12 protein-coding genes and 3 rRNA genes are annotated in these 21,991 nt (G+C 67.3%); 10 read left to right on the top strand and 5 right to left on the bottom strand.

Annotated features, from left to right (window positions below):
• Positions 1–183: 183 nt before the first annotated feature.
• Complete coding sequence (locus tag AC3CF1_RS18540; protein ID WP_354983337.1) at positions 184–654, bottom strand: PRC-barrel domain-containing protein; 471 nt, start codon at positions 652–654, stop codon at positions 184–186.
• 147 nt (positions 655–801) lie between these two features.
• Between AC3CF1_RS18540 and AC3CF1_RS18535 the strand changes: the two genes are divergently transcribed.
• The 4 genes from AC3CF1_RS18535 to rrf all read left to right on the top strand — a co-directional run bounded on the left by AC3CF1_RS18535 (position 802) and on the right by rrf (position 6,983).
• Positions 802–1,056 (top strand): SCO4848 family membrane protein, encoded by a 255-nt coding sequence (locus AC3CF1_RS18535; RefSeq protein ID WP_488450919.1) that lies wholly within the window; start codon positions 802–804, stop codon positions 1,054–1,056.
• Positions 1,057–1,768: 712 nt separating this feature from the next.
• Positions 1,769–3,285 (top strand): 16S ribosomal RNA (locus AC3CF1_RS18530).
• Positions 3,286–3,669: 384 nt separating this feature from the next.
• Positions 3,670–6,780, top strand: a 23S ribosomal RNA gene (locus AC3CF1_RS18525).
• A gap of 86 nt (positions 6,781–6,866) precedes the next feature.
• Positions 6,867–6,983: ribosomal RNA gene (rrf, locus tag AC3CF1_RS18520) — 5S ribosomal RNA — on the top strand.
• Together the 16S, 23S and 5S rRNA genes form the textbook arrangement of a ribosomal RNA operon.
• A 438-nt stretch (positions 6,984–7,421) precedes the next feature.
• Here the strand turns inward: rrf and AC3CF1_RS18515 are convergent.
• Entirely contained in the window at positions 7,422–9,242 is a 1,821-nt protein-coding gene (locus AC3CF1_RS18515) for a VanW family protein (protein WP_488450918.1), read from the bottom strand.
• A gap of 182 nt (positions 9,243–9,424) precedes the next feature.
• Here AC3CF1_RS18515 and nudC point away from each other — a divergent pair, with 182 nt between their 5' ends.
• Both nudC and AC3CF1_RS18505 read left to right on the top strand, forming a co-directional pair.
• Positions 9,425–10,345, top strand: a complete 921-nt coding sequence (gene nudC, locus AC3CF1_RS18510; protein WP_488450917.1) for an NAD(+) diphosphatase — start codon at positions 9,425–9,427, stop codon at positions 10,343–10,345.
• Positions 10,346–10,418: 73 nt separating this feature from the next.
• Positions 10,419–11,180, top strand: a complete 762-nt coding sequence (locus AC3CF1_RS18505) for an FkbM family methyltransferase (protein WP_488450916.1) — start codon at positions 10,419–10,421, stop codon at positions 11,178–11,180.
• Here the strand turns inward: AC3CF1_RS18505 and AC3CF1_RS18500 are convergent.
• Positions 11,173–12,459 (bottom strand): lipopolysaccharide biosynthesis protein, encoded by a 1,287-nt coding sequence (locus AC3CF1_RS18500; RefSeq protein WP_354983850.1) that lies wholly within the window; start codon positions 12,457–12,459, stop codon positions 11,173–11,175. The two genes, AC3CF1_RS18505 and AC3CF1_RS18500, sit on opposite strands and share 8 nt — an antisense overlap.
• Before the next feature lie 249 nt (positions 12,460–12,708).
• On the opposite strand from AC3CF1_RS18500, the gene AC3CF1_RS18495 reads away from it, so the two are divergent.
• Genes AC3CF1_RS18495 through AC3CF1_RS18485 form a run of 3 tightly spaced genes read left to right on the top strand, consistent with a single transcriptional unit; the run spans position 12,709 to position 15,307 of the window.
• Positions 12,709–13,446 (top strand): class I SAM-dependent methyltransferase, encoded by a 738-nt coding sequence (locus tag AC3CF1_RS18495; RefSeq protein ID WP_488450915.1) that lies wholly within the window; start codon positions 12,709–12,711, stop codon positions 13,444–13,446.
• Positions 13,427–15,112: an MmpA family trehalose lipid delivery protein gene (locus tag AC3CF1_RS18490; protein ID WP_488450914.1), complete on the top strand. Its 1,686-nt coding sequence runs from the start codon at positions 13,427–13,429 to the stop codon at positions 15,110–15,112. The genes AC3CF1_RS18495 and AC3CF1_RS18490 overlap by 20 nt, the downstream gene beginning before the upstream one ends.
• Before the next feature lie 36 nt (positions 15,113–15,148).
• Positions 15,149–15,307 carry a hypothetical protein gene (locus AC3CF1_RS18485; RefSeq protein WP_354983847.1) on the top strand — a complete coding sequence of 53 codons (159 nt, stop codon included), beginning with the start codon at positions 15,149–15,151 and terminating at the stop codon, positions 15,305–15,307.
• On the opposite strand, the gene AC3CF1_RS18480 is transcribed toward AC3CF1_RS18485, so the two are convergent.
• Positions 15,292–16,479 carry a glycosyltransferase family 4 protein gene (locus AC3CF1_RS18480; RefSeq protein WP_354983846.1) on the bottom strand — a complete coding sequence of 396 codons (1,188 nt, stop codon included), beginning with the start codon at positions 16,477–16,479 and terminating at the stop codon, positions 15,292–15,294. The genes AC3CF1_RS18485 and AC3CF1_RS18480 overlap by 16 nt on opposite strands.
• Before the next feature lie 68 nt (positions 16,480–16,547).
• Here AC3CF1_RS18480 and AC3CF1_RS18475 point away from each other — a divergent pair, with 68 nt between their 5' ends.
• Positions 16,548–20,822: an alpha-(1->3)-arabinofuranosyltransferase domain-containing protein gene (locus AC3CF1_RS18475; protein WP_488452101.1), complete on the top strand. Its 4,275-nt coding sequence runs from the start codon at positions 16,548–16,550 to the stop codon at positions 20,820–20,822.
• On the opposite strand, the gene AC3CF1_RS18470 is transcribed toward AC3CF1_RS18475, so the two are convergent.
• The gene (locus AC3CF1_RS18470; protein WP_355159851.1) at positions 20,711–21,910 is read right to left on the bottom strand and encodes an acyltransferase family protein; all 1,200 of its coding nucleotides are present in this window, start codon (positions 21,908–21,910) and stop codon (positions 20,711–20,713) included. The genes AC3CF1_RS18475 and AC3CF1_RS18470 overlap by 112 nt on opposite strands.
• Between the last annotated feature and the right edge of the window lie 81 nt (positions 21,911–21,991).

Raw genomic sequence — 21,991 nt, 5'->3', positions numbered from 1 at the left:
GCTCAGCGAGCCGTCCGCCATCGCGCGCCGGCGCGGTATCGCAGACCACCGGCACGGAGGACGTTCAGAAGTTGCTCACGGCCGTCGCCGGAGCTGGTCGGGATCCTGGGCACCGCACCGAGCGGGAGGCCGTCGACCTTGTCGACCGCCTCCGACGCGCAGCTGCCCATCCGGACCACGGCCTCACATTACCCGCGGGACAGCCCCGTGCGGGGGAAGGTGACCGCCGGCGTAGTAGCTCCCGACGCGCTCCCGGTACTCCGGGTCGGCCGGATCCGCATCGAACGGCGGTGCGTCCTTGATCTGTTCCTTGGTCCGGTCGACGTGCACGACGCGTTCCAGATGATCCACCCGCTCGACAGTGCCGGCGGGCAGCAGCACCTTCTGGCCGAAGATCCAGGGCCCGGTGTCCACCACCAGGTAGCCGGCATCCGCCTCGTTGCTCGCCTCGTCGATGGTGCCGATCCGCCCGTCACTCGCCTGGACCTGGTAGCCCACCAGGTCCACCGGCGTGCCGGGGCCGGGAGCGTCCGGGCCGTCGTGCCCGCCGTCCTGGTCTTCGGGCGGGGTGACCGAGGGGGTGGTCTGCGTGTATCCGCCGGCCAGGGCGGACGGGTCACGCCAGGCCCAGGGATTGAAGATCGAGGGTTGCATGGGGCACCTCCGGGGGGACGGTCCTCAGCTGTCCTGTTTCGAAGTGCCCATCGCGCTGCCGTCGGAAACAGACCGGGCCGCCTCCCAGTGCGGGCATGTCTCTGCTGATAGGCCAGGTGAGCAGGTGCGCTGGCATACTCGGCTGCCATGGTGCTGTCGCGAGGTTGGGCTGTCTTCCTGATCGGGGTCGGGATCTGGACCTGGGTGATCTGGCCGAGGTTCGCGATCGCCATCTGGCAGGACCCGCGGTCCTGGGCGTCCGGCACTGTCGCCGACGGCGCCACCACCAGCTTCCTGTGGGTGCACGCGCTGCTGATCGCGGCCTCTCTCGCCATTGGCACGACGGTCGGTGTCCTCGGCATCCGCGCCTGGTTCGCCGCTCGTCGGCGGCAATCGGCCTGACCTCCCCGCCTCCCGGTGGCAGCGGCTGTCGCAGAACCGATCGGGCGTCAGTCCGAGCTCGGCGATCGGTCGACGACGCGAATGTGACGCGCGCCGCTGCCCGCGGATTTGACGATCAAACCCGCGGACGCGTAACTTTCTCTCTGTCAGCGCGAACGGGGCAAACGGGACGAAAGTCCTGAGGGCCCGGAACGAGCTGGCAACCGGGTCAAGCAGGGGTTCGCTCCTGCGGGACACGGTCCGGGCGGGGCTTGCCGGATCGGCCGCGAGGCGGATTTGGTGCGGCGAAGCCGACCGGGTAAGGTTCACGACCGGCAGGGCACCGGGCGAGACTGCGGGAAACCGCAGCGGCCGGTTCTGCCAAATCCGACGACCTGACGCAGCGGTCCGCTGCTGCGTGAGTGCGCCGGTGCCAACCCGTACGAAGCATGACAGACCGGGACACACGGTTTGACACGGCGAAGACGGTGAGGTAACGTAGTAAAAGTGCCCGGCGCGAGAGCGGCGGGGACACAGAACGAAAAGCCCCGGTTGGGGTTCCACTGAGGTGGGGCTTCTGGTCGGTGTGTGGTTGTTCTTTGAGAACTCAACAGGGTGCTTGTAAAGCCAGTGCCAATTATGATTTATACCCCGGACTGGTCAGTTTTTGCTGGCTGGTTGGGATTCCTTTGGCAACATTTGTTTGTTGTCAGGATGCTGTTCAACTAATTTTTTGTTGGAGAGTTTGATCCTGGCTCAGGACGAACGCTGGCGGCGTGCTTAACACATGCAAGTCGAGCGGAAAGGCCCTTCGGGGTACTCGAGCGGCGAACGGGTGAGTAACACGTGAGCAACCTGCCCCAAGCTTTGGGATAACCCTCGGAAACGGGGGCTAATACCGAATAGGACTTCCGGCCGCATGGCTGGGGGTGGAAAGTTTTTCGGCTTGGGATGGGCTCGCGGCCTATCAGCTTGTTGGTGGGGTGATGGCCTACCAAGGCGACGACGGGTAGCCGGCCTGAGAGGGCGACCGGCCACACTGGGACTGAGACACGGCCCAGACTCCTACGGGAGGCAGCAGTGGGGAATATTGCACAATGGGCGGAAGCCTGATGCAGCGACGCCGCGTGAGGGATGACGGCCTTCGGGTTGTAAACCTCTTTCAGCAGGGACGAAGCGAGAGTGACGGTACCTGCAGAAGAAGCACCGGCCAACTACGTGCCAGCAGCCGCGGTAAGACGTAGGGTGCGAGCGTTGTCCGGATTTATTGGGCGTAAAGAGCTCGTAGGCGGCTTGTCGCGTCGACCGTGAAAACTTGGGGCTCAACCCCAAGCCTGCGGTCGATACGGGCAGGCTAGAGTTCGGTAGGGGAGACTGGAATTCCTGGTGTAGCGGTGAAATGCGCAGATATCAGGAGGAACACCGGTGGCGAAGGCGGGTCTCTGGGCCGATACTGACGCTGAGGAGCGAAAGCGTGGGGAGCGAACAGGATTAGATACCCTGGTAGTCCACGCTGTAAACGTTGGGCGCTAGGTGTGGGGGACCTCTCCGGTTTCCTGTGCCGCAGCTAACGCATTAAGCGCCCCGCCTGGGGAGTACGGCCGCAAGGCTAAAACTCAAAGGAATTGACGGGGGCCCGCACAAGCGGCGGAGCATGCGGATTAATTCGATGCAACGCGAAGAACCTTACCTGGGTTTGACATGGCCGCAAAACTCACAGAGATGTGAGGTCCTTCGGGGGCGGTCACAGGTGGTGCATGGCTGTCGTCAGCTCGTGTCGTGAGATGTTGGGTTAAGTCCCGCAACGAGCGCAACCCTCGTTCGATGTTGCCAGCGCGTTATGGCGGGGACTCATCGAAGACTGCCGGGGTCAACTCGGAGGAAGGTGGGGATGACGTCAAGTCATCATGCCCCTTATGTCCAGGGCTTCACGCATGCTACAATGGCCGGTACAATGGGCTGCGATACCGCGAGGTGGAGCGAATCCCAAAAAGCCGGTCTCAGTTCGGATCGGGGTCTGCAACTCGACCCCGTGAAGTCGGAGTCGCTAGTAATCGCAGATCAGCAACGCTGCGGTGAATACGTTCCCGGGCCTTGTACACACCGCCCGTCACGTCACGAAAGTCGGCAACACCCGAAGCCGGTGGCCCAACCCCTTGTGGGAGGGAGCCGTCGAAGGTGGGGCTGGCGATTGGGACGAAGTCGTAACAAGGTAGCCGTACCGGAAGGTGCGGCTGGATCACCTCCTTTCTAAGGAGCACCTTCCGACGAAAGTCGGTAAGGAGCCCGCACTGCCCGACTGTGGTGGTGGGGTGCTCAGATGGCGGAGACACTGGCAAGTTTTTCCTCGGCAACGGCCGGGTTGCTTCTAGTACAGCTGCTTTCGGGTGGTGGGAACGAAGTCCCTGGTGCGGCTGAGAAGAGATGTGAGCACCCTGTTGGGTCCTGAAGGAACAACCATTGGTTGTTGTTTCAGAGACTTGGCCAGCCCTCCGGTGTGGGGGCTGGGAGTCTGCCAGGCATGGCCTGGCTCCACATACCGCTGGTCCTGAGGGGCTGGGTTTGGTGTGGGGCGGATCGGGTTGTGGGTTGGTCGTTTGTTGAGAATTGCACAGTGGACGCGAGCATCTTTGTGGTCAAGTTGTCAAGGGCGAACGGTGAATGCCTTGGCACCAGGAGCCGATGAAGGACGTGGGAGGCCGCGATAGGCCTGGGGGAGCTGTCAACCAAGCTGTGATCCCAGGGTGTCCGAATGGGGAAACCTGGCACCAGTCATGTGGTGTCACCCACACCTGAACACATAGGGTGTGTGGAGGGAACGCGGGGAAGTGAAACATCTCAGTACCCGTAGGAAGAGAAAACAATTTAGTGATTCCGTGAGTAGTGGCGAGCGAAAGCGGATCGAGGCTAAACCGGCTGCGTGTGATACCTGTCAGGGGTTGCGTGGTCGGGGTTGTGGGACCCTGCTGAACAAGCTGACACTTGTTCGAGAAGTTACAAAGTTAGTGGCTAGTCGAACAGTCTGGAATGGCTGACCGTAGACGGTGAAAGTCCGGTAGGTGAAAGTTGCTGACCTTCTGTGGGTGTTCCCGAGTAGCGGCGGACCCCTGAAATCTGCCGTGAATCTGCCAGGACCACCTGGTAAGCCTAAATACTTCCTGGTGACCGATAGCGGACAAGTACCGTGAGGGAATGGTGAAAAGTACCCCGGGAGGGGAGTGAAATAGTACCTGAAACCGTTCGCCTACAATCCGTCGGAGCCTTGCGGGGTGACGGCGTGCCTTTTGAAGAATGAGCCTGCGAGTTAGTGGCATGTGGCGAGGTTAACCCGTGTGGGGGAGCCGTAGCGAAAGCGAGTCTGAATAGGGCGATTCAGTCGCGTGTCCTAGACCCGAAGCGGAGTGATCTAGCCATGGGCAGGCTGAAGCGCGGGTAAGACCGCGTGGAGGGCCGAACCCACCAATGTTGAAAAATTGGGGGATGACCTGTGGTTAGGGGTGAAAGGCCAATCAAACTCCGTGATAGCTGGTTCTCCCCGAAATGCATTTAGGTGCAGCGTCGCGTGTTTCTTGCCGGAGGTAGAGCACTGGATGGTCTAGGGGGCCCACAAGCTTACCGAAATCAGCCAAACTCCGAATGCCGGTAAGTGAGAGCGCGGCAGTGAGACTGCGGGGGATAAGCTTCGTAGTCGAGAGGGAAACAGCCCAGATCACCAGCTAAGGCCCCTAAGCGTGTGCTAAGTGGAAAAGGATGTGGGGTCGCATAGACAACCAGGAGGTTGGCTTAGAAGCAGCCACCCTTTAAAGAGTGCGTAATAGCTCACTGGTCAAGTGGTTCCGCGCCGACAATGTAGCGGGGCTCAAGCACACCGCCGAAGCTGTGGCATTCACATTTTAACCTCGCTTGGACTTGATTCCTTGTGCAGGTGTGTGGATGGGTAGGGGAGCGTCGTGCCGCGAGTGAAGCAGCGGGGTGACCCAGTTGTGGACGCGGCACGAGTGAGAATGCAGGCATGAGTAGCGAAAGAAGGGTGAGAAACCCTTCCGCCGGATGACCAAGGGTTCCAGGGCCAGGCTAATCCGCCCTGGGTGAGTCGGGACCTAAGGCGAGGCCGAGAGGCGTAGTCGATGGACAACGGGTTGATATTCCCGTACCCGCGAAAGAGCGTCCCTGATGAACCTCGTTGTGCTAACCACCTGAACTGACTGATGTCTTCGGACGGATGTCGGGGAGGCTGGGAACCTGATGGGTAGTAGTCAAGCGATGGGGTGACGCAGGAAGGTAGCTGAGCCCGGCCGGTGGTTGTGCCGGGGTAAGCGTGTAGGCCGTGTTGTAGGCAAATCCGCAACACATTTAAGGCTGAGACGTGATGCCGAGCCGATTCAGGTGAAGTCAGTGATCCTATGCTGCCGAGAAAAGCCTCTAGCGAGTTCTTAGCGGCCCGTACCCCAAACCGACACAGGTGGTCAGGTAGAGAATACCGAGGCGATCGGGCGAACTGTGGTTAAGGAACTCGGCAAATTGCCCCCGTAACTTAGGGAGAAGGGGGGCCGGAGACGTGAAGCCCCGCGCGGGTGGAGCGTTGTATGGCCGCAGAGAGCAGGGGGAAGCGACTGTTTACTAAAAACACAGGTCCATGCGAAGAAGTAATTCGATGTATATGGACTGACGCCTGCCCGGTGCTGGAACGTTAAGGGGACCTGTTAGCTCTTCGGGGCGAAGCGGAGAACTTAAGCGCCAGTAAACGGCGGTGGTAACTATAACCATCCTAAGGTAGCGAAATTCCTTGTCGGGTAAGTTCCGACCTGCACGAATGGCGTAACGACTTCCCCACTGTCTCAACCACAGGCCCGGCGAAATTGCAGTACGAGTAAAGATGCTCGTTACGCGCGGCAGGACGGAAAGACCCCGGGACCTTTACTATAGCTTGACATTGGTACTCGAATTAGTTTGTGTAGGATAGGTGGGAGCCGGTGAAGTCCATACGCCAGTATGGGTGGAGGCAATCTTGAAATACCACTCTGGTTGATTTGGGTATCTAACTTCGGACCGTTATCCGGTTCAGGGACAGTGTCTGGTGGGTAGTTTAACTGGGGCGGTTGCCTCCTAAAAGGTAACGGAGGCGCCCAAAGGTTCCCTCAGCCTGGTTGGCAATCAGGTGTTGAGTGCAAGTACACAAGGGAGCTTGACTGTGAGACTGACAGGTCGAGCAGGGACGAAAGTCGGGACTAGTGATCCGGCACTTGCGAGTGGAAGCGGTGTCGCTCAACGGATAAAAGGTACCCCGGGGATAACAGGCTGATCTTCCCCAAGAGTCCATATCGACGGGATGGTTTGGCACCTCGATGTCGGCTCGTCGCATCCTGGGGCTGTAGCAGGTCCCAAGGGTTGGGCTGTTCGCCCATTAAAGCGGTACGCGAGCTGGGTTTAGAACGTCGTGAGACAGTTCGGTCCCTATCCGCCGTGCGCGTAGGATACTTGAGAAGGGCTGTCCCTAGTACGAGAGGACCGGGACGGACGAACCTCTGGTGTGCCAGTTGTCCTGCCAAGGGCACGGCTGGTTAGCTACGTTCGGAAGGGATAACCGCTGAAAGCATCTAAGCGGGAAGCCTGCTTCAAGATGAGGTATCCCACCCACCTTGGTGGGGTAAGGCCCCCAGCTAGACGACTGGGTTGATAGGCCGGAAATGTAAGCCCGGTAACGGGTTCAGTTGACCGGTACTAATAGGCCGAGGACTTGACTACTAAGCTGCTACGCGTCCACTGTGCAACTCTGAACAAGCGAACACCCGTGATTTTTGTGCCGGGGTTGTTTGACATGTTCATAGAGTTACGGCGGTCATGGCGGAGGGGAAACGCCCGGTTACATTCCGAACCCGGAAGCTAAGCCCTCCAGCGCCGATGGTACTGCACTCGTGAGGGTGTGGGAGAGTAGGACGCCGCCGGACAATCTTTCCAGAAAGGGTCACCCGTTATCGGGTGGCCCTTTCTGCGTTTCCCCAGAAAACCGTGGGATCCGCAGCCACTCGACAGCCCCATATCAGGAAGGCCGAGTCGATCACGGGATCAGATCACGCTGCCATGGTCGGCTGCGTGGCAGCGATCCTGGGGGGTCCTGTGGTGGCTGGCGTCCCGGGTGCGTCGGCGCGGTATCGGTGGTGAGGTCATGGGCCCGTTCGAGGAGATGTGGCATCCCGCCGCACACCGGTTCCGTGCCGAATCCGAGTGCAGGACGCACGGGTGGTGCCGATACCGCCGCAGGGTGGCCGGCGCCACGGCCAGGGCCGTGACGCCGGCACGTAAGACCTCAGAGCGGGTTAGACCTCAGCGGGTGAGACCCCAGAGGGGGTGAGACGTCCCGGTGAGACCTCGGAGCGGGTGAGACCTCAGGAGGGCTTCGGCCCGCAGACGTAGCGGGGCTCCGCGTCGTAGCGCCAGGTGAACTTCTCCCGCTTGACCACCGCGCCACCCTTCTTGATGACCCGGAAGGCGTCCTGGGTGAAGCCGTTGATGCCGTTGGTCGCGATGCACGAGGGGCCGGGCTCCAGGTGGATCAGCTTCGGCGTGGTGATGTTGCGACGCGGCCCGTACTCCGTCTTCACGCTGTCGTAGATCTTCGTGCTCCAGATCGACACCGTGATCGTGCTCGACGTGTACGAGGTGTCGATCAGAACGCCGTAATCGGTGTTGTTGCGGAACTTGAAGTCCAGGTCCGGCCAGAAGATCGTCGACTCGATGACCGCCGGGTACCTGTCGAACCAATACGAGTGCGGCTTGTGCTCGACGTCCTCCAAACCGGCGTAGTAGGTCGCGTTGAACAGCGTGGTGGTGAACTGTGAGGTGCCACCGCCGACGCCCGGCACCAGTTTGCCGTTCAGGATGACCGGGGCGTCCCGGTAGCCCTGTGCGTAACCGCGTTCGCCGGTGTGACCGTTCAGGGAGAACGTCTTTCCGGGCAGGACGACCGTGCCGTCCACGTCCTTGGCGATGGTGGCGATGTTCTGGCTACGCGAAGAGGCCAGACCACCGGTGAATCGGGTGGTGAAAGTGGACACTCGCTCCTTGATGCCCAGGCTGGTCAGCTTCTCCGCGGTCAACTCCGGCGGCGTCGGCTTCAGCTCGCCGGTCACCTCACGACCCTCCGACTTCGGCAGCACCGCCAGCAGCTCGGTGCCCAGGGTCGCCGTGTCCAGCTGCTGGCCGGAACGCCCTTCGGTGATGGTGGGACGGCCACCGGCGATGGTCACGGTGGCGTCCTTCGCTGGCACCTCGATGGCGTTCAGGTCATCGCCGAGCGCCGCCCGCAGCCGCTTGACGTCCACCGACGGCGTCAGTTTCCCGGTCTTGTCGGCGGTGAACCGCAGGCTCTTCGCGATGGCGGCGGGCGGGACCTTCACCGACCCCTTGTTGGTGCGCAGGGTGACCGGCGCGGCGACCGCCGGCTTCGCCAGCTCGGTGACCAGCTTGTCCAACTCCTCCGGAGTGGTCGCCGGGTGGCTCTCCACCAGGGGCACGGTGACCGGGGTTCCGGCCAGCCAGGCGGCGCGGACCACCTCGGCGGACCGCTGCGGATCCAGGGCCAACCCCGGTTTGGGCTGCACCACCTTCGGCGTGGTGCCCTGGTAGCTGATCGCCGGCATCGTCATGCCCTGGGCCTGGTCGCCGAGCACCTTGCGGAGCGCGTCGTCCAGCCGGCCCGCGTCGACGGTGACCACCGGGTCGACCGTGCGGGAGCCGACCAGCCGGCTGACCGGGTGCGCGTCGGCCTCAGCCGCTGCCGCGACGGTCGCCGGCACGTCGACGGCGAGCCCCACGTCGGCCGGGTTGATCTCGGCGGTGCGCCCGTCGACGGTGACCGTCAGCGGCTTGGCGAGGGCTGCCGCCCGCCGGTCCAGCTCCGCCCGCAACTCCCGGTCGGCGTCCGCGCGGCTCCGGCCGCCCAGCTCGGTGCCGAGCACGCTGGTGCCGCGGGGAACGTCACCGGCGTACGCCCAGGCGCCGGCACCCGCGACAGCGGCGAACACACCACCGGTGACGCCGGCGGCGAGCAGCATCCGCATCCGGCCGGGGCGGCGCGGGCCGCCCTCCGACTCGCCGGGGACGGGCGCCGGCCCGGCCGCCGGTCCGTCGTCCGGCCAGGTGACCGCGGTGACCTGCACGGTGGGCCGGTCGTCGGCGGGTGGACTCTTTTCGCCGTACAGCGTCACTGCAACCTCGATCGCCAGGGTGCTGCGGGAGTTTCCCCTCCCGGAGGCACCTACGGTAACGAATGCGCGGCCGTCCTTGGCGGCTACGCCCACCAGGCCCAGCTACCGCGTGTCTCCCGGCGTGTCGTGCTGGCCCCGGGGGCGCTGCCGGTGGCGAACCGCAGACGTGGCACGGTGGCCGGGTGGACACAGCGGAACGGGTGTTGGCGTACGGGGGCGGCTGGCTGGACCGGGCGGGCCCGTTGCGCACCGATCCGGCCCGGATGAGTGCGCTGCTCACCGAGCCGACCACGGTGGTTCTGCCCATGTGGCGGGACCGCTGTCTCGTGGACGGGGACGGGCCGGTCCGGCTCACCGCCGAGCGCGCGTCGCTCGTCCGGTCCGCCGCCGGTGAGACCGTCTTCCTGGGGCTCGACGGGGAGGTGGCCGTCTTCGCAGCTGACCTGTCCGGGCTTCCCGAGCGGGCTGCCGTCGAGATGGCCGGTGCGACGCGGTCCGTCGACGTACGGGCACTGGTCGGGCGCCTCCAGCCGGGCGACGCGGCCGTCCAGGCGTACGGCAGGGGGTTGCTGCACTGGCACCGGCAGCAGCGGTACTGCGGGACGTGCGGTGCGGCGGCCGTGGCCGGTGGCGGCGGGCACCTGCGGACCTGCACCGGCGGTGAGTGCGGGCGGACCCTGTTTCCTCGGATCGAACCGGCGATCATCGTGTTGATCGAGGCGCCCGGCCCACCGGGGCGGTGCCTGCTGGCCAGGCACGCGGGTGCGCCGGAGGACGCGTACTCGACGCTGGCCGGGTTCGTCGAGGTCGGCGAGAGCCTGGAGGATGCGGTCCGTCGGGAGATGGCCGAGGAGGCGGGCGTGACCGTCACCGACGTGACCTACCAGGGGTCGCAGGCCTGGCCGTTCCCCGCCGGCCTGATGGTGGGCTTCCGGGCCACCGCCACGTCCGAGGAGGTACGCGTCGACGGCGAGGAGTTGCTGGAGGCGCGTTGGTTCACCAGGGCTGAGCTGCGGGACCGGATGGCCTCCGGCCGGAGCCTCGGTCGGGTGGACGCGATCGACCACCGCCTCCTGGAGGACTGGTTGGCTGCGGGATCCTGACTGGTCGGGTGGACGCTACTCGGCAGTAAGTGCCTCTGTTCAGGAAAGTCGCTGACCCGTACCCTTTGCGCTCATGCCGTCTTCGACCGGTCTGCTGACCGCAGTGAGTTCGCGCCTGGCGTCACTGCTACCCGATCGGGCGGTGGCAGGGGCCATCCGCGCGGTCTACCCGCGGGTGGAACCTGAGCTCGCGCACCTGGCCGAGTTCATGCCGAAGGGCGGCACCGCGCTCGACGTCGGCGCCTGGTACGGGCCCTGGACTCGGCGCATGCGCAGGTTGGCCGACCACGTCGTCGCCTTCGAGCCCAACGAGGAGCTCGCGCGAAGCATCGCCCGCGCCTTTCCCGAGGTGCGGGTCATCCGCGCGGTGGCGTCCGACCACGAGGGAAGCGCCGAGCTGTTCCTGCCGGAGAGCGGCCCCGCGGTGGGCACGTCGTCGCTCGAGTACGGTGCCGGTCGTTCGGTGATCGTTCCTCGGGTGACGATCGATGGCCTCGGCCTCGACGACGTGCGGTTCTTGAAAATCGATGTCGAGGGGCACGAGCTGCCGACGTTGCGCGGCGCGGCCGCGACGATTCACCGGGACGGCCCGGTGCTGCTGGTGGAGGTCGAGGAGCGGGTCCAACCAGTTGCCCCGATCATCGACCTGCTGACCGGGTGGGGCTACCGCGGCTATGTGCTGCCGGAGCGGGAATGGCTGCCGCTCGCTGACTTCGACATCCGCGGCCATCAGCGCGAGGCGTTGGCGCGGGTACACCAGAGCTTCGTGCGACGGGTCGTGTTCCCTCGGCCGCGATACGTCAATTCGGTCCTGTTCCGGCGGGAGGTCAGCTGACCCTGCCGGCCAGGTCCGGAGGGCCGACGGGTAGCGGCGCCGGGCCGGCCGACGGGCTGCGCCGCGGCGCCGTGACGCGAACGACGATCGCGAGGGCGAGCGCGGCGGCCGCAGCGGTGGCGGTGGCGGTCCACATGATGCCGGCGAAGGTGTGCGGTGCCACGAAGACCGCCACGAACACGAGCCCGCCGGCCGCCACCCAGAGCGGCACCGAGGGCCAGCGCGCGCCGCTCGCGATCTGCGCGTTGATCAGCACGAAGGCCAGCGCGTAGAACGCGCCGGTGGCGGCGAAGAACGGCGCGTACCTGCCGAGGGCTGCGTAGTCCTGCCCACCAGCGAGCCGGAAGGCGAGACCGCCGGCCAGCGCGGAGCCGATGACGAGTGCGGCACCGCACGCCCCGACGACGGCCCAGGCGGCCCGCCGTGTCCTGCCGTCCTGGCGGGCCATCCGGGGAAGGGCCAGCACGGTGACCACCTGCGGCGCCCAGAGCGCCCCCTTGGTGAGCACGGTCCCGACCGAATAGGCGCCGGACTCCTCCGGCGTCAGCAGCTGCCGGGCCAGGATGAGGTCGGCGTACGACGCGACCAGCATCGCCAGGGTGGCGCTGCTGGCCGTGACGACCTGCCTCAGCCCCAGCGTCGACCCGCCTGCCGCGCGTCCCTCAGCGGGCGGAGTGTCGGTCATCGGGGCTGCTGGCCCGGCGACCAGTCGCACGATCGGCAGAGCGACGTAACAGCAGACGAGACCGGTCAGCAGTGAGCCGACCAGACCGGCGCCGAGGGCGAGCCCGCCGATCACACCGCCGTAGCGCCCGATGGCCAGCACACCCATGCCCAGCGCCAGACGCAGGAACCGCTGGTCGCCCTGCAACTCGCCGAGCCACCGGGCGGCCAGGACGACGGGCAGCGTCATGCCCACCAACAGGGCCACCACCTCGACCGGCAGGTGCAGGCTTGTGACGATCAGGGGAATGGCCGCGATCAGAACGCCCGCCGTGACAGCCGCCGTGCTCATGGTGACGCGTGCGGTGGGCGCGTGTGGATGCCGTGCCCGATGCACGGCGACGGCGGTCTGGAGACCCGCGCCAGCGACGCCGGCAATGGCCACGAGAGCCTGCACAGTCGCCATCGCTCCGAGGTCGGCGGCGGTGAGGTGGCGGGCACCGAGCATGGGCACCAGATAGGCCAGCCCGTTGGTCAGGGTCGCCGCGACCATCACGGCGCCGCCGGTGATCGCCATCCGGCCGGCGTCGGAAACCGGTGCGGTCGTCCCTCTCATACCGGCCGTCTGACTCCACTTCTCCCCGCCACGGTGTACGCGACAGGGTGGGCAACCTGCGGGCGCCCACAGGTTACAGAGAGAAGCGAGGTGGTGTGGGCCGGGTGCTGGGCCGTCCAGCCGCTCGACCTGCGCCCGCAGACGGGCTAACGTCTCCCCGCGCCATCGGGTCGGGCGGCACCTCACGATGCACGACGTCCCGGCGTCGCCAGCACACCGTCCCGTCCTGGCCCACATTAGGAGCCACGCGTGAAGCTCCCCGGTGCCCACCGTGCCAACCTGGCGCGATCGGTGCGCCTGTTCCGTGCGTTCCGCATGGAGCAGACCGACCCCGACTTCTTCTACGGCCTGCTCGCGCAGGACACCGTCGACCAACTCCAGACATACGCCGACCTGGGGGGTGCCGTCGTCCTGGACGTCGGAGGGGGCGCCGGCTACTTCGCCGAGGCCCTCACCCGGGCCGGGGCGCGGATCGTCTGCGTGGACTGCGACGCGGGCGAGATGTCCGCGCGAGGTGAAGTGGTGCCCGGCGGTGTGATGGGTAGTGCGCTCGACATGCCCGTTCGTTCCGGTGCGGTCGACGTCTGCTTCTCCTCCAACGTGCTGGAACACGTGCCGCAGCCGTACGTCATGGCCGACGAGATGCTCCGGGTGACCCGGTCCGGCGGCACGATCTTCCTGTCCTTCACCAACTGGCTGTCGCCCTGGGGTGGTCACGAGACGTCGCCCTGGCACTACCTGGGCGGCCACCGTGCAGCGCGGAGGTATGAGCGCAGGCAGGGCCGGCGGCCGAAGAACGTCTTCGGCGAGAGCATGTACGCCGTCTCGGTCGGCGAAATGCTCCGCTGGGCTCGGCAACAGACCGAGGCGGAGATCGTCGACATCCTGCCGCGCTACCTGCCGACGTGGGCCAAGGGAGTGGTCCGGGTGCCTGGCGTACGCGAGGTCCTCACCTGGAACCTGGTCCTTGTCCTCCGTAAGCGCTGACCGGCTCGGTCGACTGCGTCTCCACGTCGCCGCCGCCGTCACCGCGCTCCTGGTGCTGGCGCCGCTGGGCCGACCGGGCTACGTGCTGCGCTACGACATGGTCTTCGTCCCCCGGCAGCCACTGCGGTGGGATCTGTTCGCCTCGGGTGACGCGCTACCGCGTGCCGTGCCGCAGGACGCGGTGGTGTCCCTGCTCAGCCTGGCGGTGCCCGGATGGCTGCTGCAGCGGATCGTGCTCGTCGCGATCATCTGGTTCGCCGTGGTGGGCGCGGGTCGCCTGGTGCCGGCCCGACGTGAGCTGACCCGCCTCGTCGCGGCCATCGGGTACGCCTGGACGCCGTTCCTGGCCGAACGACTGCTGCTGGGGCAGTGGGGTCTGCTGCTGACGTACGCGGCGCTGCCCTGGCTGGTCCGGGCCTTGATCGGGCTGCGCGAAGGCCGACCGGGGGCGTTGCCACGGCTGATCGTGGCGGCTGCCGCCGCGGCGATCACTCCCACCGGAGGCCTGTTGGCCCTGACGACGGTGTCCGTCCTTCTGCTGGGCCGGGGTGGCCCGGGCAGGCGGGCATGCGGTGCGGCGATCGGTGCCGTTGCCGCGCTCAACCTGCCGTGGCTGGTCGCGGCCATGGTGACCACCGCTGGTGGCCGTTCAGATGCCGACGGTGTGGCGGCTTTCGCCGCTCGCGGTGAGAACTGGGCCGGTCCCCTCGTCTCGCTCGCCGGCACGGGTGGGATCTGGAACTCGCTGACGACCCCGGCCAGTCGGGGCGCGCTGCTCGTGCCGGTGGTCACGGCCGGGCTGCTCGTCCTCGCCGCCCTCGGCTTTCCGGTGCTGCGCGACCGCTGGCCGGCGGGTGTGGCGGCGCGGCTGGGCGTGCTGTCGATCGGCGCGTTCGTGGGTGCCGCCACCGCGACACTGCCCGGCGGAGCGGCTGCACTGCGCTGGCTGGTGGCCGAGGTGCCCGGAGCTGGCCTGCTACGCGACGGTCAGAAGCTCCTCATCCCGTACGTGCTCTGCCTGGTGCTCTGCGCCGCGCTCGGCGGGGAACGAACGGCAGCACGCCTCGGGCAGCCCGCAGACCGCCTGGCGCTGATCGGCCTGGTGCTGCTGCCGGTGGCGGTCCTCCCGGATCTGGCGTACGGGGTCGCCGGCCGGTTGCAGCCGGTCCGGTACCCGCAGGAGTGGGGGGTCGTCGCGCGGGCGGTCGCCCAGGAGCCCGGGCCGGCCCTCTCGTTGCCGATGAGCATGTACCGGTCGTACGGGTGGAACCACGGCACGGTGGTGATCGATCCGTTGGCGCGCTACCTCCCGGTGGAGGTGGTCACGGACGACACCCTTCTCGTCGGTGACCGGGCGGTGGATGGGGAGAGCAGCCGGGTGGCGCATCTCCGTGCGGCGATCACCGAAGGCCGCTCGCTGGCGGGTAGCGACCTGCGGTGGGTCGTGGTGCAGCACCGCTCGGGGGGCACGGTCCCGCCGCAGGTGCTGGAAGGGCTCCAGGTCGTCCACAGTGGTTCGGAGCTGACGCTCTACCGGAACCCGACGGTGTCACCGCCCGGCGTGGAGCAGCCGGCCGGGTGGCCCCTGATCCTGAGCCTCGGGTGCGCTCTGGCAATGCTCCTGTTCGCGATTCTGAGCCTGTCGCGCCGTCCTACCGCGTGGTAACGTGCCGCCACGTATGTCGATGGAGGAGGGGTCCTGATGCCGAAACCGCTTACCTTGATGCTGGCCGCAGTGGTCGGTGCGGTGCTGGCGGTGGTGGCGCTGGGTGCCATGACGCAGCAGCTCGTCGTGTCGTCGGGCACCGCCGCGAGCACCTCCGACGACACCGGCGACCCGCAGCACTACGGCGTCCGGTAGCCGGCCGCCGGCCTTGGCCCGTCGTCGGTAACGGCCCGGACAAGGTCGGCGAAACGGTTCCCCGATGCCGACCAGGTAAAGCCGGCGGCGTGCGACTGTGCCGCCTTTCCCATGTCATGACGGAAAACGTCGTCGGCCAGAAGACTCCGCACCTGGGCGACGAAGTCAGCCGTGTCATGGGCGAGTAGGCCTGTTTCCCCGGCGACGATTGCCTCAGTGACGCCTCCGGCGTCACGAAACGCCACGGTCGGTGTGCAAACTGCTCCCGCCTCGACGATCGTCAGGCCCCATCCCTCTTTCAGGGAGGGGGTCAGGGCGACCCATGCCGAGCAGAGCAATTCGTGCTTCTCCGACTCTGACACGAAGCCGGCGAAATGCACCCGATCGCTGATGCCCAACGTGTCCACCAGGTTGCGCAGTTGCGTTTCCCACCAGCCCTGCCCCGCGACGGTCAGCCGCAGGGTCGGAAATTCCGCGGCGAGTTGAGCCACCGTCTCCAGGGCGATCTCCACTCGTTTGTGGGGAACGAGCCGGCACAGCACCAGGAGCGAGGGATACGGGGTGCGAGGGGCGGTGTCGGGTGTCAATTCGGGCGTCCCGTTGTACACCACAGTGACGCGACCCGGGTCGACGCCGAGCAATGCCAGTTCGTCGCGGGTCGCCGCCGAGACGGTGACGTAGCGGCACCGCCGGTAGATGCGCGGCGCGAAGCTCGACTCGATCCACCAACCGATGCGGGCACCGAAGGCGCCGAGGACCACCGGCCACTGCTCACGGTGGACGTGGTGCACGAGGATGACGATCGTGCACCGTGCCCACAGCGGGGAGAGGAAGGGCAGTCCGTTGCACACGTCGACGATCAGATCGGGGCGCCCGAGCGATCGCGCCCGCAGTGGGCCGAACCCTGCCAGCCCGGCGAGATAGAGCAGGGCGGCCCGCAGGTAGACGGTGTGCCGACCGCCCCGACGAAGGACCCGTAAACCGGACTCCGTCGTCTCATCGCGGGGTGCGCCCGGATGGCTGGCGCACAATAGCGTGGCCCGGTGGCCGTGCGCTATCAACTCTTCGGCGATGCGCTCGACGTAGACCTCCGAGCCTCCGCCTTCCGGATTGCGCGTGTCACGCCAGTTGAGGAACAGTACGTGCCGTTCAGGGCCGTCGAGGGTGTGCACCCGCTGCTCCTACTGCCGAGTAGTGTTCGCGATCGCGCCACCCTAAGGCGCTCGTGTCCGAACCCGCAATGGGTCGACGCGTCGGCCCGATGTGCGCCAGGCGGCCAGCAGCAGACGGGAGAGGCGAAATGCGCGAGGCATCGCAACCGGCGGAAGGCTCGACGCCGGACGGCGCTTCCTCGGCGGTATGGCGGTTGCGGGCAGCATGCGTCTGCGTCGCACTGACGGCGTTGGCGTTCCTTCAGGAACCCGGCAAGATCGTGATGGACACGAAGATAGATCTTGCGACAAATCCCGTCGGATGGCTCGAACGCTCATTGCACGTCTGGAATCCAGCGGGGACGTTCGGTCAACTGCAGAACCAGTCGTACGGCTATCTATGGCCGATGGGGCCATTTTTCGCTGCCGGCGATGCCCTGGCTGTGCCCGCGTGGGTGGTGCAACGTCTCTGGTGGGCGCTGCTGATGTGCGTCGCCTTCGTCGGAGTCATGAAACTGGCCGAACGGCTGGCCATCGGCACGCCAGCCGCGCGGATCATCGCGGGCGTCGCGTTCGCGCTCTCCCCCCGGATCATCACCGAACTCGGCCCGATCTCAGTCGAGGCATGGCCCAGCGCCATCGCCCCCTGGGTGCTCGTACCCCTGATCGGGCTGGCCCACGGCGCCTCGCTGCGCCGTGCCGTCGCCTGGTCCGCACTGGCCGTGGCCTGCGCCGGGGGCGTCAACGCCACGGCCGTGCTCGCGGTCGTACCGTTGGCGGTCCTGTGGTTGGCGACCCTGCGGCCGATGCGGCGTCGCCTCGTCGCGCTCGGCGCGTGGGGCTTGGCGGTGGGCGCCGCGACCGCCTGGTGGTTGGTGCCGTTGCTGGTGCTCGGCCGCTACAGCCCGCCGTTCCTCGACTACATCGAAACGGCCCCCGTGACCACCAGGGTGACCGACCTGGTGACGACGATGCGCGGGACGTCGCACTGGCTCGCCTTCGGCCGGTCCTGGGGTGCCGGCGCCCAGCTGGCGCTCGACGGCCCACTGATCATCGCCACCATCGTGATAGCCGGTCTCGGCCTCGCCGGCCTGGCCCGGAGCGGGATGCCGCACCGGCGCTTCCTCATCACCGGCCTGCTCGTCGGCGTCGCCCTGGTCGGAATGGGACACGTCGCCGCCGTGGACGGCCTCTTCGCCGAGTCGCAACGGTCCTTCCTCGACCGCGCGGGCTCACCGCTGCGCAACGTGCACAAGTTCGACGTGGTGGTGCGGCTGCCACTGATCCTCGGCCTGGCCCACCTGCTCGGCGTGCTTGCCCGCACCGCCGCGGTGGCCGGCCGGCGATGGCACGCGGCGCAGAAGCGGGCCATCGTGGTGAAGGTCGTGGCGTTGACGGGGATCGCCGCCATCGCGAGCCCAGCCCTCGCCGGTCAGCTGCCGATCAAGGGCAGTTTCGAGAGCGTGCCAGGCTACTGGCAGGCCGCCGGCAGCTGGCTGGACGACAACCTCGGGCACGACCGCGTGCTTGTGGCCCCGGCCGCCCGCTTTCCGAACTACAAGTGGGGCAGCCCGGCCGACGAGATGACCCAGCCGCTGCTGAAGAGCTCATGGGCGGTGCGCAACTCGATCCCGCTCACCCCGCCGACGACGATCCGACTCCTCGACGCCGTCGAATCGGTGCTGAGCACCGGCGCTGGCTCGGACGGTCTTGCCGATCTACTCTCCCGGTCCGGCGTGCGGTACGTCCTGCTCCGATCGGACCTCGACTACGGGGCGTCCCGGGCCGCCCGTCCGGTGCAGGTCCGGCAGGCCATCGACCGATCCCCCGGGCTGCGGCGGGTCGCCGCGTTCGGCCCGATGACCGGCGGAGGTCAGGCCTTCGGCGGGTATCGGGACCAGGGCCTGGACGTGCCGACCCGCGCACTGGAGGTGTACGAGGTCCAGCAGGTCGTGCAGCCCGTGGTCGCGTACGACGCGAGCGCGATCTCGACGGTGGTCGGCGGACCGGAGTCGCTGCTGGACATCGCCGCGGCGCGCAGGCTCGACGCCGCACCCACGGTGCTCGCCGGTGATCTGCCGACCGGTCAGGCTCTGGGGCCGGTGCTGCTGACCGACGGGATGCGCCGTCGGGAGGTGGCCTTCGGCCTCCTGCACGACAACGCGTCGGCCACCACCGAAGCCGACCAGCGTTCCCTGCTCAGCGGAGTCGCGCGCGACTACCTGCCGGTGTGGGGAGACGAGTACGCCACTGTGGCGCGGTACGTCGGAATCAGCGGGGTCACCGCATCCAGTTCCTGGTCACAGACGCACCCACTGACCGGATCCCGCCCAGCTCACCTGCCGTACGCGGCGATCGACGGCGACCCGTCCACCTCGTGGCGCACCGCCCCCAGCGCCCCCACCCGACAGTGGCTGGAGGTCGAACTCGCCGAGCCCCGGAAGATCTCGGAGGTGCGGCTGCGTTTCGACACGGAGGCGGACGCGTTGCCCACGAAGGTGACCGTACGCAGCGGCCCTGAGCAGGTCACCGTCGACTCGTTCGACCCGACGGTGAGCGTGCGGCTACCCGGCGTGCATTCCAGCAACCGGATCAGGGTCACCATCGAAGAGGCGTGGTCGATCCGGACCGGGCAGGGTCGGGTCGGCATCGCGGAGTTGGAGATTCCCGGTCTTGAGGCCGCGCGGACCCTGGTCACGCCGCAGAGCCCCGCCACCGAGCAACCCGCGACGGTGGTGCTCACCTCGTCGCCGATGGTCGACTCCTGCTTCTTCGTCGACGACGTGCCGCGCTGCGCATCGGGCGTGGGGCGGGCTTCGGAGGACGGCGGTCAGCTCGACCGGACCGTGGTCCTGCCTGCCGGTGCCTCGTACACGCCGGCGATCTGGGCGCGACCGAAGGCCGGCCCGCAGCTCAGTGCCCTGCTCGACGCGGAAGTGGGCAAGTCGTGGCCGCTGACCCTGCCGCCACGGGCCACCGCCTCGTCCAGCGCGGTGCCCGACCCGGTGGCCCGACCAGGCGCGGTCCTCGACGGTGATCCCGCGACGGCCTGGCTGCCGGCGAGCGAGGACGAGGGGCCGTGGTTGAAACTCAACTGGCTCACCACCCGCACGATCACCGGCCTGCGGTTGTCCTCGGCGGATTCGGTGGCCCGCGCGCGTCCGTGGCGGGTCACCGTCATCGGCGACGGCGGCGTGCGCTCGGGCACTGTCGGCAAGGACGGACTGCTCCGGTTCGACCGGCCGTTGCGCACCGACGAGATAACGATCCTCTTCCGTACGAACACCTCGGTGAAGAGTTTCGACCCGTACAAGGGCAGGTCGGAGCGGTTGCCGCTGGGTATCGGCGAGGTGAGCACCCTGCCCGCCGGCCGATCGATCTCGGTGAACCTCGATGAGCGTGTCACGCTGCCGTGCGGCAGCGGACCAACGATCCAGGTCGCCGACAGGCAGATGCGGACAGCCGTCACGGCAAGCCGCCGGGAGCTGCTGGAACTGAGGGAGGTACGGGCCACGGCGTGTGGCGAGAAGGTGTCGAAGCCACTGGAGTTGCCGGCCGGTGAGCTGCGGGTGGTGGCGACCGGCAGTGATCTGACCACGCCGACGAGGCTCGTTCTGGACCCGGCTGGCCGTACCGGGCCGATCGCCACACCGAGCCCCGTACGCATCGACCACTGGTCGGCGTCGGAGCGGCGGCTGCACGTGGCGCCGAACCCGGGTGGGACCGTCCTCGCGGTGCGGGAGAACGAGAACCCTGGTTGGCAGGCAACCGTGGCGGGGCAGAAGCTGTCACCCATCGTGCTCGACGGATGGCAGCAGGGCTGGTTGCTGCCGCCCAACGTGGGCGGGGACCTCGTACTCCGCTTCACGCCGGACCGCACCTACCGGGTCGGCCTGGTGGCTGGCGCGGCGCTGCTCGGGATCGTGCTGCTGCTCGCGGTGCTGCCGTCCCGCCGCCCGCCGAAGCCGCTCGCGGTTGCTCCTGGACGGCGCCGGCGAGGGTGGTTGCTGCCCGCCGTCGTCGGTGCTGTGGCACTGCTGAGCGTCGGCGGTGTCTGGGCGGTCCTGCTGGCGACCGTCGGAGTGGCCGCGCTGGTCGCCCCCGGGTTGGTCGCGCCGCACCTGCACCGCAGTGAGCTGCGTAGGCTCCGTCGGATCAGCCGACTGGTGGCATGGCTGCTCCCGGTCGCCTGCTTCGGTGCGGCGGGGTGGATCTCGCTCGTCGATCCCCTCCCGCACACGTCCGCAGCGCCTCAGCTGGCGGCGCTGGCCGCCGTCACCGCTCTCTGGTGCTCGGTCGCCCTGCCGGCGCGGCGCTTCACGGTCGTCGATCCCCAGCGCAGCACCGGTCGCTCGACGACGTAGTAGCTGACCATCGCGAGCACGATCGCACCGCCGAGGGTCAGCGCGTAGATCCGCAGCGGGTTGCCGGTGAAGTACGCGCGGCCCTCGACGCGGTAGATCATTTCGAGCACCAGTGGGTGCCAGAGGAACATTCCGTAGGAGAGCGTGCCGAGCCAGCGGATCGGCGCGCTACCGAGGGCCAGCGACATCAGCGTGGTCGGGCCGAACACGAGGGGAATCATGACCATTACCGCGACACCGGCGTAGAGCCCGAGCTGCGCGGCGAACTGCCCGGCCGTCGGGGCGGCAACACCCCTCGGCCCGGTGACCGAGGTGCTGGCCACGGCGAGCAACCCGATCGCGATGCCCCAACAGGCCAGTGGCGCCGAGCCGAGCTGGTCGAAGACATGCCACGAGCGGGGCGCCGTCGACGTCCGGATGGCCACATGGATCGTGGCGAGCACGATGCCCGCGGCGAACCACAACCCGTACGACGGGAACCACATGATGTGCAGGCCGGTGTCCAGGAGGCCCATTCCCATCGCGGCGATCCAGCCCACCGTGATCACCAGGCCGAGGCCCGCCAGCGCCACCGTCCGGACCGGCCTCCACCGCCTCCCCACGAGTGCGACCGCCACCAACGGCAGCAGCAGGTAGAGGACCACCTCGGTGGCCAGGCTCCAGGTCTGACCCAGACCGGGCCTGATCTGTCCGCGCTCGTAGATCTGGGTGAAGGTGAGGTGCCGCAGCCAGTCGCCCAGCGGAGCGACGCCCCGCTCCGGAATCACGGTGAGGCAGACGATGACCGCGAGCCAGTAGGCCGGCAGGATCCGTAGCGCGCGCTTCCAGTAGAAGCGTCGGACGCCCGGCATCGCCGAACCGGTGGCGACCGCGCGCGCCCAGGGGCGAAAAAGCAGGAAGCCCGAGAGGACGAAGAAGAGCGCGACCGCGAAATCCATCGCGGCGATCCAGCCGCCCCAGGTTTCCCTGGTGGTGACGCCAGTGATGAATCCGACGTGTTGGGCAATCACCGCAGCCGCACCGATTACTCGCACCCCGTCGAGGGCAGGCAGACGCGGAAGCGCAGGGGCGGAAGGGGCAGTGAACATCAAGCTTCCCGGGGGTCGCGGAGAGAGGTGACTGGAGAGTAACGTGCCGCCATGCCAGAGGCGTCCGCTCGTGACGTCGAT

Source organism: Micromonospora sp. MGP-C2, assembly GCF_057766525.1.
The sequence above is the reverse complement of the archived record's forward strand: the minus strand, read 5'-3'. Positions and strand labels throughout refer to the sequence as shown.

Coding starts and splice junctions, on each gene's coding strand:
- AC3CF1_RS18540 (WP_354983337.1), bottom strand. CDS start 654: ATGCAACCCTCGATCTTCAATCCCTGGGCCTGGCGTGACCCGTCCGCC.
- AC3CF1_RS18470 (WP_355159851.1), bottom strand. CDS start 21,910: ATGTTCACTGCCCCTTCCGCCCCTGCGCTTCCGCGTCTGCCTGCCCTC.
- AC3CF1_RS18500 (WP_354983850.1), bottom strand. CDS start 12,459: ATGAGAGGGACGACCGCACCGGTTTCCGACGCCGGCCGGATGGCGATC.
- AC3CF1_RS18475 (WP_488452101.1), top strand. CDS start 16,548: ATGGGTCGACGCGTCGGCCCGATGTGCGCCAGGCGGCCAGCAGCAGAC.
- AC3CF1_RS18535 (WP_488450919.1), top strand. CDS start 802: ATGGTGCTGTCGCGAGGTTGGGCTGTCTTCCTGATCGGGGTCGGGATC.
- AC3CF1_RS18505 (WP_488450916.1), top strand. CDS start 10,419: ATGCCGTCTTCGACCGGTCTGCTGACCGCAGTGAGTTCGCGCCTGGCG.
- AC3CF1_RS18485 (WP_354983847.1), top strand. CDS start 15,149: ATGCCGAAACCGCTTACCTTGATGCTGGCCGCAGTGGTCGGTGCGGTG.